General features: G+C 66.8%; 15 protein-coding genes. 8 read left to right on the top strand and 7 right to left on the bottom strand.

The genetic code is table 11. The features are described from left to right. Positions 1–299: 299 nt before the first annotated feature. On the bottom strand, positions 300–584 hold the full coding sequence (locus J8G10_RS05465; protein WP_251440444.1) for a helix-turn-helix transcriptional regulator: 285 nt from the start codon (positions 582–584) through the stop codon (positions 300–302). 714 nt (positions 585–1,298) lie between these two features. Here J8G10_RS05465 and J8G10_RS05460 point away from each other — a divergent pair. Beyond that, positions 1,299–1,673 (top strand): hypothetical protein, encoded by a 375-nt coding sequence (locus tag J8G10_RS05460; protein WP_251440441.1) that lies wholly within the window; start codon positions 1,299–1,301, stop codon positions 1,671–1,673. Here J8G10_RS05460 and J8G10_RS05455 read toward each other — a convergent pair. The 5 genes from J8G10_RS05455 to J8G10_RS19345 form a co-directional block, all read right to left on the bottom strand. After that, a complete protein-coding gene (locus J8G10_RS05455; RefSeq protein WP_251440438.1) occupies positions 1,629–2,033 on the bottom strand; it encodes a hypothetical protein in 405 nt (134 codons plus the stop codon). The two genes, J8G10_RS05460 and J8G10_RS05455, sit on opposite strands and share 45 nt — an antisense overlap. 35 nt (positions 2,034–2,068) lie before the next feature. Then, complete coding sequence (locus tag J8G10_RS05450; protein ID WP_251440436.1) at positions 2,069–2,458, bottom strand: hypothetical protein; 390 nt, start codon at positions 2,456–2,458, stop codon at positions 2,069–2,071. Next, positions 2,442–4,262 carry a hypothetical protein gene (locus tag J8G10_RS05445; protein WP_251440433.1) on the bottom strand — a complete coding sequence of 607 codons (1,821 nt, stop codon included), beginning with the start codon at positions 4,260–4,262 and terminating at the stop codon, positions 2,442–2,444. Before J8G10_RS05445 ends, J8G10_RS05450 begins: the two co-directional genes overlap by 17 nt. Positions 4,263–4,522: 260 nt before the next feature. Next, positions 4,523–5,632 carry a hypothetical protein gene (locus J8G10_RS05440; protein ID WP_251440430.1) on the bottom strand — a complete coding sequence of 370 codons (1,110 nt, stop codon included), beginning with the start codon at positions 5,630–5,632 and terminating at the stop codon, positions 4,523–4,525. A 695-nt stretch (positions 5,633–6,327) separates the two neighbouring features. Next, the gene (locus J8G10_RS19345; RefSeq protein WP_285814121.1) at positions 6,328–7,578 is read right to left on the bottom strand and encodes a tyrosine-type recombinase/integrase; all 1,251 of its coding nucleotides are present in this window, start codon (positions 7,576–7,578) and stop codon (positions 6,328–6,330) included. Between the two features lie 271 nt (positions 7,579–7,849). Here J8G10_RS19345 and J8G10_RS05430 point away from each other — a divergent pair, with 271 nt between their 5' ends. The 3 genes from J8G10_RS05430 to J8G10_RS05420 all read left to right on the top strand — a co-directional run bounded on the left by J8G10_RS05430 (position 7,850) and on the right by J8G10_RS05420 (position 10,693). Beyond that, positions 7,850–8,359 (top strand): ATP-binding protein, encoded by a 510-nt coding sequence (locus J8G10_RS05430; RefSeq protein WP_251440425.1) that lies wholly within the window; start codon positions 7,850–7,852, stop codon positions 8,357–8,359. Beyond that, on the top strand, positions 8,356–9,627 hold the full coding sequence (dprA, locus tag J8G10_RS05425) for a DNA-processing protein DprA (RefSeq protein ID WP_251440422.1): 1,272 nt from the start codon (positions 8,356–8,358) through the stop codon (positions 9,625–9,627). Before J8G10_RS05430 ends, dprA begins: the two co-directional genes overlap by 4 nt. Positions 9,628–9,790: 163 nt before the next feature. Continuing rightward, positions 9,791–10,693, top strand: a complete 903-nt coding sequence (locus J8G10_RS05420) for a tyrosine recombinase XerC (protein WP_251440409.1) — start codon at positions 9,791–9,793, stop codon at positions 10,691–10,693. A gap of 57 nt (positions 10,694–10,750) precedes the next feature. On the opposite strand, the gene J8G10_RS05415 is transcribed toward J8G10_RS05420, so the two are convergent. Then, entirely contained in the window at positions 10,751–11,350 is a 600-nt protein-coding gene (locus tag J8G10_RS05415) for a murein hydrolase activator EnvC (RefSeq protein ID WP_251440406.1), read from the bottom strand. Between the two features lie 292 nt (positions 11,351–11,642). Between J8G10_RS05415 and rpsB the strand changes: the two genes are divergently transcribed. The 4 genes from rpsB to frr all read left to right on the top strand — a co-directional run bounded on the left by rpsB (position 11,643) and on the right by frr (position 14,940). Beyond that, positions 11,643–12,524: a 30S ribosomal protein S2 gene (gene rpsB / locus J8G10_RS05410; RefSeq protein WP_251440402.1), complete on the top strand. Its 882-nt coding sequence runs from the start codon at positions 11,643–11,645 to the stop codon at positions 12,522–12,524. 77 nt (positions 12,525–12,601) lie between these two features. Continuing rightward, the gene (tsf, locus tag J8G10_RS05405; RefSeq protein ID WP_251440399.1) at positions 12,602–13,429 is read left to right on the top strand and encodes a translation elongation factor Ts; all 828 of its coding nucleotides are present in this window, start codon (positions 12,602–12,604) and stop codon (positions 13,427–13,429) included. 141 nt (positions 13,430–13,570) lie between these two features. Beyond that, positions 13,571–14,287, top strand: a complete 717-nt coding sequence (gene pyrH / locus J8G10_RS05400; RefSeq protein ID WP_251440384.1) for a UMP kinase — start codon at positions 13,571–13,573, stop codon at positions 14,285–14,287. Positions 14,288–14,385: 98 nt separating this feature from the next. Continuing rightward, positions 14,386–14,940: a ribosome recycling factor gene (frr, locus tag J8G10_RS05395; RefSeq protein WP_251440381.1), complete on the top strand. Its 555-nt coding sequence runs from the start codon at positions 14,386–14,388 to the stop codon at positions 14,938–14,940.

Here is a 14,940-nt window from a genome sequence, read left to right as displayed (position 1 = left end):
GTCGGTCCTAAAGAAGCCGATCCTGTGGCAGACTTCGTCGCCGAGCAGGTCGAGTCGCTCGCAGGCGGTTGCGTGCGTGAAGACCACGTGGCGACGCGCGGGGCAGAACACCGTTATTGAGAGCGTTTTCATCGGTGTGTCCCGGTTCGAGAGGTTATCCGCAGGAGGGGCAGTCCCTTGCCGCGCGGCAGGCCGTCAGTATCGATCTCGTCGAAAGTTCCGGACAACACTGCTCCGATCGTTCGTGAGCGTTTCCGCAACAAGTCGAGGCGATACCGAGCACCGCGATTGTCCCTCGGTCAACGCGTGCGAAGATCAGGGGCGTCATCCGGGATGAGCGATGACAAAGGTGTGCCGAGAACCTGCGAAATAGCGAGGATCGTACGCAGCGTCGGATTGGACGGCGTACCAGGACGAGACTCGCCCTTCTCGTACTTTTGATAGGTGTACCGCGTGAGACCTGAGCGGTAGGCGACGTCCTCCTGGCTCAACCCAGCCCGCTCGCGCGCCGAGCGCAGCGAAGTAGCGAGACGCTGCGAGTACGCCCGCCACTGCAGCTCGGTCTCGTCGTTTCGGAAGGGCACCAACCCAGCGTGGGGAACCGTGCACACCCGTATGGCCTTACGTATATGGCATAATTTCGGAGGCCATACGAAACAATCGTCACCTTCGCGGACACTGTCTGCTGTCTCCTGCACGTGTGCTGCCCGCCTGATGCATGTCGGTCGCAGCTCGGGACTGGCTCATGCGTGCGACCGTGATTGTGACGACGCCTGTGGAACGCAACCCTCACCCGATCTGGTGGAGAGGAATCTCGGTACCCCCTCCCGCCGAATGGGTCTACGTCTTCGAGGACTTCACCGGCGCCGATACGGCCGCCCCCTGGGCGCTTGGGGCAGGGATCTTTGTTGCACAGGTCCGCCGTCGGACTGGGCGCGGACCGACGTTCGCGGAGCTCTTCACCTACCTGCTTCCTGACACTGCCGGAATGCCGGGACCTTTCCCGGACGGTCTCGAGTTCGTCGAACGCCGTCGAGCGATATCGGGCTTCCGAGGTCACGTCGCGATCGATTGGCGCCGCCGAAGCATGATCAATTGGGACCGTGACGTTACTCGCAGCCTCCGCGTGGGGAGAGCGTTCCGAGAGCTGTCGCGGACTCGCCAGCTGTCCCGACTGCGAGAGACGATTCCGCGCCCGGCAATTGATACGCGACTCATGGAGTCGTACGCACGGCTGCTCGATACGCCGCTCGCCGAACTTGACACCTAAATCGCTTCCGGAGAAGGAGAAGTATTCGATGACGACGCAGGAGCCTGAGGAGATACGCGGCCTCATCGCGAGGATCGCACCCGGCTGGTCACCGACTGTTGATGTCGGGCCGGGTTGGTACCCACTTCTGGTCCAGTTGGACCGACGCTTGGCGGCGATCGCGCCGGGATACCTCATCCACCAGGTGAAGTCGAAGTTCGGGTCGTTGAGCTTCTACGCGCAGCCTTCTGATTACCCGTACCACTACGACGATGCCTTTCGCGACGCGATCATGGCGGCGGAATGGGAGAGTACGAGAACCTGCGAAGAATGCGCGGCTCCCGCCCGCACCTACACAATCGGGATGTGGGTCTGGACGCTATGCGAGGTCCATGCGAGCACCAAGCGCGGCGGCGCGGCCTGACAGCCCGGGAATGCTCAACGTGCGAGCCCCCTCCACAAAGTGCTTGATGCGGTCCGCGTGGTCCAGGGTCAGGCCAGTGAACTTGTCGGGTCGCACCACCAGTGCTGGTTGACCCGTGATGACGCGTGTGCGGCGCTGCGCGTTGGCCGGGGCGCGGTCGTCCGCCCAAACGATTGCGGCAGGGTTCCGTCTTACGGCGAAGGACATAAGCGACTGCATTCGCGATCCGCTGCGGGGTGCTCCACACCAGGCCACGTACTGGCCGTCCAGTATTCCCTGAAGCGGTCCTTCGATCAACCAACGCACCTGCTCATGCTCCTGCAGGATCGGTGCGATGGTTCCGTCGATGTCGACGACCATGAGGACTCGCGAGTTGGTCGCGGGGGCCAAGTCCGTCATTGATCGCGAATCCGAATGATCGTGTTCTCGGCTTCCAACTGGCGACGGAGCGCCTCGTTCTCCAACGTGAGTCTTTGGATCTGCGCCGCAGCTACCGAAATTTGACGCTTGAGTTCTTCGATCTGAAGCCGCAATTGCCTCTCGGGAACCACCTTCTGGGGAGTGGGGGGTAGCGCCGGTTTCGTTTCATCGCGCAGTAGCCGGCGGCGACCATCCGCGACCGACTGCGCGATGTCGGGGAAGTGACGCCAGAACGTCCCGTTGGTGAGACCCAGATGCCGCGCAAGCTCCTTTGCCGTGAGAACTGGCGCTGATCCCGTGGCGGACAACTCACGCACCGTTGCCTCAACTTGTTGCCTCGTGGGCAGCTCAATCCGGCGAGACATTGGACTCTCCATTCACCAGCTCGAGGATACGAGCTCGCCTCTGCCGCAGCCGGTCGGCGAGGACAGGTGGGAGCTCTGGTCGTTGGGCAAGGTCTGCATCGATGAGCGCCACCTCGGCCTGCCACGCGTCGCGATTGTCGGCTGTGAGAGCGACGTTGCGGCACGTCATCGGCTGACACGTCTGGATGTCGGGACCCGAAGCTGAGTTGTGACATTGAGCCTTCGACGCATCAAACGTGCATGTCACGTAGCGACCGGGATACACCTCGGGCCCCCGCGCCTTGAGAAGCCGGAGGAAGCGCCGCGGATCGGTCTGCACCGTTCCGGCGAAGGCTCCGTTCGAGCTGAACTCCGTCAATCGAGCGTAGGCTTCGCCAGCGGCTGGCCCGCCAAGGCGAAGGTGCTCGTTGCGTTCCGTCATCTCCAATAGGTGCTGACCGCGAGCAAGTGCCGCCTCGGCCTCTACTTCGGCTCTGAATCCAGAGTCGCTTGTGCCCGCGTATCCTTCGAACATTTGGATGCTGTGGTGTCGGTAGGCGATGGCGCCTGCGATCGCACCGCCCGGCCTGCGGGCAATGTACCAAGCTAGCGTGCGACGAAATTGTCGCGTCGTCAGTCGCCAAGGCTGGCCGTTGTGATCGGGTATGCCGTCGCTTCGACCGCGTTCCTCGCAGTAACGGGTGATCCAGTCCCGGAACCGGTTGAGCGCGTGGATCGTGCCGCCAACCGTGAGAGCCTCATTGGTGTTGCGGGCACCCGAACCCCGTCCAGGCCCCGTCAGCAACGGGGCGAAGAGCCATGGACTCGATGCCCCCGAGACCAACGCAAGCCGTTCAAGAACTGCGATTGCGCGCGCCGCCGGCGCACCGACAACCCATGTGGCGGGCACGCCTGCCGCTTCTTCTTCTCCTTTGAAGGCCAGGCTGTGGACTACCCAGCGGATGGGGGTGCCCTGAGAATCCGCGACGATCTTCGACGCACCGGTTCGAAGGTGTTTGATCTCGCTGTCGCGCATTCCCGAGAGGAAAGCGATGACGATGTAGCACGCCGTTTGGAGAAGGAGCGACATAGTCGAGAGAGAATCGCGCTCGACTGGGTTTGTGCGGAAGCCTTCGATCCAGGGTTCGCCATCAAGTCGTCCAGAGATCGTTTGGTTGAGGTCGGCGTACTCGGATACGCCGAGTTCGACCGCCAACTCGGCGAGTTCGGCCCGATAAGGCTCAAGCGCGAGGGGAGCGCACCCCACCGCTCGCCCGATGGCGGAGAGGTTCACGCGGCCGTCTTTGCCTGGCAGCGGTCTGCCGGCGACGCGAGCACGCGACAGGTAATCACGGATAAGTGCCGGAGCTTGCCCCCATGTGAGCCCCGGGCGTCCGTCACCGGCGGTTCCCTGGCTCCTGCGCACTCGCCAAAGGTCGATTCCATTGAGGATGTCATCAGCGAAGTCATCAACGAACCGGATCGACCAGACAAGCAGTGGCGCATGAACAGCCTCCGGAATACGTGAGGTCGCATTCTCTGTGCGCTTACCGGGATAGGGCTCCGCTGACCAGTACTCAGTAAGGCGTGGATCGAAGCTCAGCGCTCGTGCTCCGAGGGTCGTTCGATATCGCCACAGAAATGCGACGGCGGTACGAAGTGCATATCGTTGCCATGCTGATCGGACGGTGGTTGCAAGGTAGGTCTGATACGCGTCCAGATCAGCGGGGCGCAGATCTGCAATCGCCGCACCTGGCCGGTACTTGCTCATCCAGACGAAGAGATGGCGGATACGCACTTGCATAGAAAGGACTGTCGCGACCATCGGCCGATCCTCGTCCTCAGGGATCTCCCCAGACAAACCCGCATAGCAAAGCAGCTTCGCGTCTGCTCGATGCTCCGCGGGGAAGTTCGCAAAGTGGAGGCTCTGAGAACGACCGCTTCGCTGCAAGACCGCTGGTCCTACCAGCCACACGTCGTCGCTAAAGCGTGACGTGTCCGAGAGCGTGACGCCCTCGACCAGAGGTCGTCCGTGAAGAACGTATGGATCGCGGGCGGCGATCTCAGCCGTCGCCTCGGCGCGCATCAGGGACGCTCCCATCGAGGCTCGACCAGGTCGAGCAAATAGTCGTCTCGCTTTTGCTCTTCCGCATGGTGAACTTCGCCGTCGGTGAACTGAGGGAGCACATCGTGACGAATCGCCGTCCAGACCGGGCCATAGCGACGCCACCAACTCTCGGTCGACATGTGCTCACGGCGTTGCTCAAGCGCATCCAGTAGAGCGAGCAGGCCAGGGAGATGTTCGGCAGTCACGACGCTGTTTGCACAATGAAAGCAGTCAAGGAACGACTGAGCGCAGCGCCGCCCGGTCAACGGGTGGTGAGCGTGATCTTGGCATGACGACCAACCCGTCTCCTCCGCCGTGAGCGGCCGGTTCGTGGGGACAGCGGAAGTCCCCTTCGGGTGAACCGCGAGGCGCGTGCGACCGCTAGCGCTAAGCGCCTTCCGATGGGCGTCAAATGCAGACTTCTCCATGTCCGCGACTGCATCAGACATGATGTCTTCAGCCCAGTCGATGGTCGATGGGTCACCGGCCAAATAGTTGCGGAACAGCACGGGGATGGTGTTGGACCGCGTTGCCGACGGAAGATGCCCACCAACGGCACGTGTCCGGCGCACATCGACGCTCTTCTTTAACCGCGGAAAGCTCAACCGCAGATCGGTCCGCTCAGATCTCGTGTCACCGGCCGTTCCACCTTCGACCCGGTGCTCGTCGCTCCGAAGATTGTGGCCAGCGATCCAATCCCGATTGCTGACCTCCGTGTTCAGGGCGCCCTCGAATGGGTTTCCTACCCGGTCCGGCCCGAACCTTCCTGCACCGAGCCAGACAGCCCAGTAAGGGCTGTCGTCGAGCAGATCCCGCGCCGGCGCCATCAGGTCGAGCAACAACAGGTATAGCCCGCCAGGCGTACGAAGCTCTTGACCAGGTTTTCCGATCTCCCAGGTGGCCGAGCCATGCCACTTGCCTGGCCCCCGGCGCCGCTTGATCAGGCTCACTTCGACAGCGACCCCTTCGATCACCCGATGGGCGGTGGTCAGTTCCTTGATGGTTTCCACGTTCCACCCTGTCGTGTAGACGAACAACGCGAGGATCGGTATCAGATCGCGGCGCGTTATGAAGACCTGCTGAGCCAACCGCCGACGGTGCGCCATCCGGTCAAGAAAGGGCACCCCATCTGCCGTGACGCTACCGGTTCGACGGACCTCTGCGATCGCTGATCGGTCTCCAACTGGTGGGGGCATGCGAAGGCGGGTGCGGATTGCGGTGACGTCTCCTCGTGCCGCTGCCACGATGGACCGTAGCTCCCGGTCGGAGTAGCCCGGCGCGCTCGCACGTGTGTTCCGCGTCCGGTGACGGAACTTCGCCCGCAAGCTCTCGTCAATCTGGCCTGAGAGTGGTGGGAGGTCCAACAGAACGGCCATGACATGGAGATGTTTCCCAACCGTTTGACGATTCGAACTCGCCTCCAGGCTTTGCCTGAGCGCGTTGACATGCCGCGGCCGTAGGTCGCCTGGCGTTTGTGGGGGGTCAATCGATGACGACAGCTGGTGCATGAAGCGAGACAGGATGGCCCATCCGCCCATTGCCGACGAAAGCGTCCTCAAAGTCCCCGCTGGACCGATACGACGCGCCCAACCTTGTGCGAGAGCATCGTGCCAACCTGGCAAGGGCAGGGTTCCGATGTCGAAGCTCTTCTGTCGGCCGTCTTCTCCCACGAACTGCACGACAAACGGGACTGTGGCTGGCGTTCTCGCCGTCCGGGCGTAGTGGCCCGACGGCATAGGGGCGGTTCGGCCAACTCCAGTCGATCCGCGACGATCGCTCGGCCTCATGAGAGGCCTGCAGCAATGAGGGTCGGATCGCGAGGGTCTTCCCACTCCTCAGGAATGAGTGCCAGACGTGTGCTCATCTCCAGGTCTGCCAAAGCGTGCAGGTACTTCTGCGTCGTCTCAACGCTTCGGTGCCCCAACAGGCGACGGACCCAGTCGAGAGGATCCCCGAAAACCCGAACGTAGTAGCCCCGTTGCTCGGGAGTCGCCGAGCGCAACGCCGCAATATGCCCCCGTTGAAGGTGTTCCAGAGTGATGACTGCAAACGAGTGTCGCAGCGTGTGCGGACTCGCCGACAGGGCGAGTGAGTTCCGCTGACATCGGATGTTCGCCTGCCGGAAGATGTGTTTCCACGTCGAGACCGACATCGGTTCGCCAGCCTCTGAAAGCCACAGAGATGCTGGCGCGACTCCGTCACGGCCTTCGACGAACGTTCGCCGTCGCTCCTCGAGTGACAGCAAGCCAAACGGGATTCGCTGGGATGATCCAACCAGTCGGGCATGTCGCCCGTCAGGTTCCAGAATCACGCTGTCCGGCGTAAGCCGGTATCGACCGGCCGATCGTGCGAGTTCGATCACTTCTCGCCGATCAGTCTCGACGTACTCGCGGACCGCGCGCAGAACGGTCGAAGGCACGTAGACCCAGCGCTCAGAACTGCCCTTGGCGATGACTCTAGGTAGGTAGAACCGATGGAAACCGTTGAGCTGGACAAGAGTTGGCAGCTCGGATTCGAAGAGGTTCGACAGTTCGGAGAGGCGGAGTCCTGTTCGGACCATCATGTCCGCGAACGTGGCGTTTCGCGTCGCCCAACGTCCCCTGAATCCGTCGTCACGGCGTCCGTCTGTTCCGTAACCGCGAAGCCCGATGTCGCGCCACCGCCGGTAGGAGGATGCTGGCAGCCAGTCCACCCTGGTACGCCCGGATCCGTGAGAGCGCGTGGCTGGTGTCGTCTCGCGAGAATCGCCACCGCCTCGGCGCTGACGATGAGCGCGACGTCGTCGCTGGGGGATGGGATTCTCGGAAAGGACCCCTCGGCGTACTTGCCAATTGAAGAACCGATTGGTGGCAGCCACCTCCCGATCCCACGTTGAGGCCGCGACTCGCGGTCCTGCGGGGTCTTCACGTCTCCACGCGAAGTACGCCTCATGATCGTCGCTCGTCGCGGTTCTCCAGTCTTTTCCCCCTCGGTTGACATGAAGAAAGTTAAAAAAGGCAAGGAGATCGCTGGCATATCCCCTGCGAGTCGACATCGCCGAGCCCAACATATCCGCCGAGTGGAAGAACGCGTTCAGCTCAACGTCGTACTCAAACTTCGGGGAGACCAGGTAAGGAGTATCACGCGGGATTGAAGGGAGCGCTCGATCGAGTACTTGTGTGGTCTTCGGTCCGGAGCTGACGGCGTGAGAACGGAACAGAGATGGATCGTGGCCAAACTGACGCCAGCGTCCTGAGGCCGCCGAAGATGAAAGTTCCATAGGGCAAGCGAATCCGGGTTGGCGGGCGTCGAACACTGGACACGCCGTGAAGTACGTCCAAAAACTGGCGACGAACCCGTGCCCGTGCGGTTCCTTCGGTGTCGTCGGCGAGGAGTGCATCTGCCCGCCTTCCACGATCCGGCGGTACGCCGCACGGCTGTCGGGACCGATCCGCGACCGGCTCGACATCGAGGTGGGCGTCGCCCGGGTATCGGCCGCGGCGGTCGCGGCGTCGTCGAGCGGCGCGCTGTCGACCGCACAGGCGCGTGCGCGGGTCGAGGAGGCGAGGGCCCGCGCCGCGCGGCGCTGGCGGGACACCCCCTGGAGGCTCAATGCGCACGCGCCGGGCACCTGGCTGCGACAGGGGGAGTTCCGTCTCCCCGCCGAGGTCCGGACTCCGCTGGATCGGGCTCTGCAGCGCGGGGCGCTGACGCTCCGCGGCTACGACCGCGTGCTGCGGCTCGCGTGGTCGATCGCGGACCTCGCCGGTGCGGCCGCTCCCACTCTCGCCCACATCGGGCGGGCGCTGTACCTGAAGAAGGGGGCGACGACGTGAGTCCGGCCGCACGTGGTGGTCGATCCGCTGCCGATGAGCCGCACGACGGGGCGACGCCCGGCCCGGCCGAGCTGCGCCGCCGGCTGCGCACGTTGCGCGATGAGCCGGGTCTCCTCGCCGAGATGACCAGGATCCGTCCCGATGCGGCGGATCCCGCGGTTCGGGACAGCGTGATCTGGAGTCTGCTCGTCGAACCGGGGGACGGCGTGGCCGGGGCGCTCGTCGAAGCGATGGGACCGACCGAGGCACTGGAGGTCGCGTTCGGCGGATCGCACGGAGGACGGGACGACCCGGAGGGCGATGTCGCCGGGGAGCGGCCCGCCGCCGCGGCATTGCGCGATGCGCGCCGGCGCTGGGCGCCCCGCCTCGCCGTCGAGCCCCACCGGGGGGCGTTGCGGACCGCGGCACGGATCGGGGCACGGCTGCTGCTGCCCCGGGACGCGGAATGGCCGGTCGCTCTGGCGGACCTCGGAGCGCACGCGCCCCGTGCGCTCTGGCTCCGGGGGGATCCCGCGGCGCTCTCCGAGGTCGGTGTCGCGATCGTGGGCGCTCGTGCTTCCTCGAGCTACGGCGAGCATGTCGCGGGCGGGCTCGCCGGCGAGCTCGCCGGGGAGGGATTCGTGGTGTTCTCCGGCGGCGCGTACGGCATCGACGGCACGGCGCACCGCGCGGCGCTCCGAGCCGGCGGTCGCACGGTGGCGGTACTCGCCGGCGGGGTGGATCGGCCCTACCCGAGCGGCCACGCTCAGCTGTTCGAGCGGATCGTCGCGAGCGGGGCGCTCGTGAGTGAGGTGCCGTGCGGCACGGCGCCCACGAAATGGCGGTTCCTCGCGCGCAATCGTGTGATCAGTGCGCTGGCCCGGGCGACCGTCGTCGTCGAGGCAGGTGGTCGGAGCGGCTCGCTGAACACGGCCGGCCACGCCGGCGAGCTCGGCAGGCCGCTCGGTGCGGTGCCGGGACCGATCACCTCGACGACCTCCGCGGGGTGCCACCGTCTGCTGCGGGATTACGACGCGCGGTGCGTCACGTCGGTCGCCGACGTCCGTGAACTGCTCGGAGTGGATCGGGCCGGGCCGCCGATCATGCAGGAGGACCCGGACCTGGTCCGACTCGCCGACGCGCTCAACGCCCGCGCGGCGCGCAGCCGCAGCGAGCTCGCGCAGCGCAGCGGGCTGAGCGAGGACCGGGTCGAAGCGCTCCTCGGCATCCTGGAGCTCGACGGCGGCGCGAGAAGGAGCGAGCACGGCTGGCTCGGCGTGCTCCGGTGACCGCACTCGAGGCCGACTCCGGCGTGTAGAGGTCGAGCACGTACAGACCCGGCGGGGACCCGTCCTCCTCGAAGACCTCGAACGTGCGGGTGCCGAGGTTCCGGGGGAGTCGGACTCCGCGCGTGCTCCCGCGCTCCGCCGAGCGAGGGCGCAAGCTGGGGGCATGCGCGTATCGGATGCCGCCGCGGCGTTCACCGCGCACCTCACGCAGGTGCGTCGGCTCTCCCCGGCGACCGTGCGCGCCTATCGGTCGGATCTGGCCGATCTGGCCGCCGCCACGGCCGATGCCGACCTCGCCGCGGTCGACCTGGAGGCGCTGCGGGACTGGCTCTGGCACGCCACGCAGCGCGGGGATGCGCGTTCGACGCTCGCCCGGCGCACCGCGGCCGTCCGCTCGTTCTTCGCCTGGGCCGCCGAGTCCGGTCTCGTGCCGGTCGACCCCGCGCTGCGACTCGTGACGCCGAAGCGCGGGCGCACTCTGCCGGCCGTCGCCTCGGCCGACGCCATGCGCGTCCTTCTGGACGAGGCGCGGGACGCGGCGCTCGACGGGGATCCCGTCCGGTTGCGCGACAGCGCGATCCTCGAGCTGCTCTACGGTTCCGGCATGCGCGTATCGGAGCTCTGCGGGCTCGCAGTCGACGACCTGGATCTGGACCGCGGCACGGCACGCGTCATCGGCAAGGGGGACAAGGAGCGGGTCGTCCCCTTCGGCGCCCCCGCGCGCGATGCCGTCGCGTCGTATCTGAGACGGGCCCGTCCCGCCCTGGTCGCACGAGCGGACCGACCCGGTCCCGCCCTCTTCCGGGGCGCGCGCGGGGGAGTGCTGGGCCCGCGCGCCGTGTACGAGCTGGTCGCCCGAGTGCTGGCGCCGGTGATCGGCGCCGAGACCGTCGGCCCGCACGCGCTGCGCCATTCGGCCGCGACGCATCTGCTCGACGGCGGCGCCGATCTGCGCGCCGTGCAGGAGATCCTCGGCCACGCGAGCCTCGGCACGACCCAGATCTACACGCACGTCTCCGCGGAGCGGCTCGCCGCGAGCTACCGGCTCGCGCACCCGCGGGCGTGATCACTCGCGCACTCGCGCGCGTGATCGGCGGCTCGACCTCTTCCCTGGCGGGTGCGGTCAGCAGCGGTCCGCGCCGCACGGCAGCAGCACGGCGCGAGGTACGCCGCCGAACAGCAGCATCGGATTGACGTAGACGCCGTTCCAGCGCACGCCGACGTGCACGGAGCCGGCTGGCGCATGCCCGCCCGAAGACGCCCGCGCCACGAGATCCCCGCGGCGCACCGGGGCGCCGGGCGCGAGGATCGCGGTGGCCGGCTCGTACGTGGTGATCAGGCCGTTGCCGTGATCGATCGTCAGCAGCGCCCGGTCCGCCACGGTGCCGACGAAGGCGACCACTCCGCCGGCCGGTGCGCGCAGATCGCCGGACGCGGCGATGTCGACGCCCCGATGTCCCGGGCCGTAGGCATGCGCGGGAGGACGGAAGGGCTCCATCACGGAGCGGGCGCCCTCGACCGGCCACATCCAGTCCTGGTCCGGGAGCACGGGCCCTCCGTCCGTCGCGGCGGACGGATGCCCGCGCGCCGCAACGGACGCGGCGGCGGACGGCGGGGAGTACGGAGCGAGCGGCGGCGCGAGCGCGCCGAGCAGCACCGCGACGGCCGCGAGGGCGCGCCGCGGAGCGTTCGCTGCGGGGGCGGGGTGACGGCGACGGGACATACGTCGAGCCTGCTCCGCCCGTCGCTGTACCGGGCATGCTTGCGCGCAGCCGGTGCGAAGCAGGGGGATCGGCTCGGCTGTGCGGAACGATGGCGAGGGCGTCGCGGATCGACCCGGCGATCCTGATATGCTTGCAGGGCATCCCGTGTGTCGGGGTGACTACGCGTGCCCACAGCGTTCAACGTGGCGAACACTCCACAGGTCTCTCGCAGGAGAGCGGAGCGTGCGCCGGGCACCAGGATCGCCGATCGCCCGATCGGCAGCTCAACCTCAACCAGCAAGGAGTACGACCATGGCCGTCGTCACCATCCGCCAGCTGCTCGACAGCGGCGTTCACTTCGGACACCAGACCCGCCGGTGGAACCCGAAGGTGAAGCGCTTCATCCTCACGGAGCGCAGCGGGATCCACATCATCGACCTGCAGCAGTCGCTGGGCTACATCGACAAGGCCTACGACTTCGTCAAGGAGACCGTCGCGCACGGCGGCACGATCCTCTTCGTGGGCACCAAGAAGCAGGCGCAGGAGATCCTCGCCGAGCAGGCGACCCGCGTCGGCCAGCCCTACGTGAACCAGCGCTGGCTCGGTGGCCTCCTCACCAACTTCTCCACCATCGCGAAGCGTCTCGCCCGCATGAAGGAGCTCGAAGAGCTCGACTACGAGAACCCGGCCGCTTCGGGCTTCACGAAGAAGGAGCTGCTGCTCAAGAAGCGCGAGCTCGACAAGCTGCACAAGTCGCTCGGCGGAATCCGCAACCTGACCAAGACCCCGTCGGCTCTGTGGGTCGTCGACGCCAAGCGCGAGCACCTCGCGATCGACGAGGCCAAGAAGCTCGGCATCCCCGTGATCGGCATCCTCGACACCAACGCCGACCCGGACGACTTCCAGTACCCGATCCCCGGCAACGACGACGCGATCCGCTCGGTCTCGCTGCTGACCCGCATCATCGCAGACGCCGCGGCCGAGGGCCTGCAGGTCAAGCACAACCCCGAGGCCGGCGACGCCGAGCCGCTCGCCGAGTGGGAGCAGGAGCTCCTCGAGGGCGCTGACGCGCAGGTCGCCGCGACCGAGTCCGCCGCGGACGAGGCCGGTGCAGCCGCGCACGACGAGGCGATCGCCGCCGCTGCGGGCGAGACCGCGGCCGAGGTCGCCGACGCCGAGTCGACCGACAAGTAATCGCGGTCCGTCGGAGGGCGCGAGCCCTCCGACCCGCACCCACCACGCACACACACGAAGCAAGGAGCCACCACAACATGGCCAACTTCACCATCGCCGACATCAAGGCGCTGCGTGAGCAGCTCGGCACGGGAATGGTCGACACCAAGAAGGCGCTCGAGGAGGCCGACGGCGACGTCGAGAAGGCCGTCGAGATCCTTCGCCTGAAGGGTGCGAAGGGCAACGCCAAGCGCGCTGACCGTTCCACCAGCGAGGGCCTGGTCGTCGCCCGCGAGCAGGACGGCACCGTCACGCTCGTCGAGCTCGCCTGCGAGACCGACTTCGTCGCCAAGAACGACCGCTTCATCGCGCTGGCCGACAAGGTCGCCGACGCGGTCGCCGCCGTCAAAGCCGACACCGTCGAGGATGCCCTCGCGGCCGACGCCGGTGGGCAGACCGTCGAGCAGCTGATCTCGGACGAGGCCGCCATCATCGGCGAGAAGGTCGAGCTGCGCCGCGTGCGCACGCTGACCGGCGACGCCTTCCAGGTGTACCTGCACCGCACGAGCAAGGACCTCCCGCCGCAGGTCGGCGTCGTCGTCGCCTACACGGGTGACGACGCGGAGACCGCGCGCAGCATCGCGCAGCACATCTCGTTCGCGAACCCCTCCTACCTCACCCGTGAGGACGTCCCGGCCGCGGACGTGGAGAAGGAGCGCGAGATCGTCACCGAGATCTCCCGCAACGAGGGCAAGCCGGAGGCCGCCCTGCCGAAGATCGTCGAGGGCCGCGTCACCGCGTTCTTCAAGCAGGTCGCGCTGCTCGAGCAGGACTACGCCAAGGACAACAAGCTGTCCGTAGGCCAGGTCGCGAAGGACGCCGGCATCACGGTGACCGACTTCGCGCGCTTCAAGGTCGGCGCGTAACAGCATCGAAGGGGTTCGGATCCGCCAGGGTCCGGACCCCTTCGTCATGCCCTGGATGCGGCGTGCGGATGCGCGTCGCATCACCCATGTTCTTCCGTGCCGCGCACGGTAGTTTGTTCCACGGATGAGAGGAAGCACTCCATGACCGAACGACAGGGTCGACGCCGCGTCGTCCTCAAGCTCTCCGGTGAGGCCTTCGGCGGCGGCCAGCTCGGGGTCAACCCCGACATCGTCAGCCAGATCGCGCGCGAGATCGCCGCCGCCACCGACCGCGTCGAGATCGCCGTCGTCGTCGGCGGCGGGAACTTCTTCCGGGGGGCGGAGCTCAGCCAGCGCGGCATGGACCGGTCGCGCGCCGACTACATGGGCATGCTCGGCACCGTGATGAACGCCCTGGCGCTCCAGGACTTCCTGGAGCAGGCGGGCGCATCGCCGCGGGTGCAGTCCGCGATCGCGATGACTCAGGTCGCCGAGCCGTACCTGCCGCTGCGGGCCGAGCGGCACATGGAGAAGAGCCGGGTCGTGATCTTCGGCGCCGGCGCCGGCCTGCCGTACTTCTCCACCGACACGGTCGCGGCTCAGCGCGCGCTGGAGATCGGCGCCGACGAGGTTCTCGTCGCCAAGAACGGGGTCGACGCGATCTATACGGCCGACCCGAAGACGGACGCCTCCGCCGAGCGCATCGAGGAGATCACCTTCCAGGACGCGCTGGTGCGCGGACTCAAGGTCGTCGACTCGACGGCGTTCAGCCTCTGCATGGACAACGGCATGGACATGCGCGTGTTCGGCATGGAGCCCGCGGGCAACATCACCCGCGCGCTGCTGGGCGAGCCGATCGGCACCCGCGTCATCGCCTGACGCCGCAGGATCCCGGGCCGCGCCGTCGGCGTCGAGCCCGGGATCCGTGCTGCGCCCCCGATAGACTTGAGACGAACCCCCTGACGATAGGAGTCACCGTGATCGCGGATGTCCTCGCCGACACCACCTCCCGCATGCAGCGCGCCGTCGAGGCCGCCAAGGAGGACTTCAGCACGGTGCGCACCGGCCGTGCCAACCCGCAGATGTTCCAGAAGGTGCTGGTGGACTACTACGGCACGCCGACCCCCCTCGCGCAGCTCGCCTCGCTCGCCAACCCCGAGGCGCGCTCGCTCATCGTCACGCCCTACGACAAGTCGGCGCTCAAGGCGATCGAGCAGGCCATCCGCGACATGCCGAACCTGGGAGCCAACCCGTCCAACGACGGCAACATCGTGCGTGTCACGATGCCCGAGCTCACCGCCGAGCGCCGCAAGGAGTACGTCAAGCTCGTCAAGAGCAAGGGCGAGGACGCGAAGGTGCACGTCCGCGGCATCCGGCGCAAGGCGAAGGACGAGCTGGACTCGCTCAAGAGCGAGCTCGGCGAGGACGAGATCGCCCGCGGCGAGAAGGAGCTCGACGCCCTCACGCGCCAGCATGTCGATCTCATCGACGAGGCCGTGAAGCGCAAAGAGGCCGAGCTGCTCGAGGTCTGA

Source organism: Microbacterium sp. USTB-Y, from assembly GCF_023703415.1.
Lineage (GTDB): Bacteria > Actinomycetota > Actinomycetes > Actinomycetales > Microbacteriaceae > Microbacterium.
This window is presented reverse-complemented; position numbering and strand designations above follow the sequence as displayed.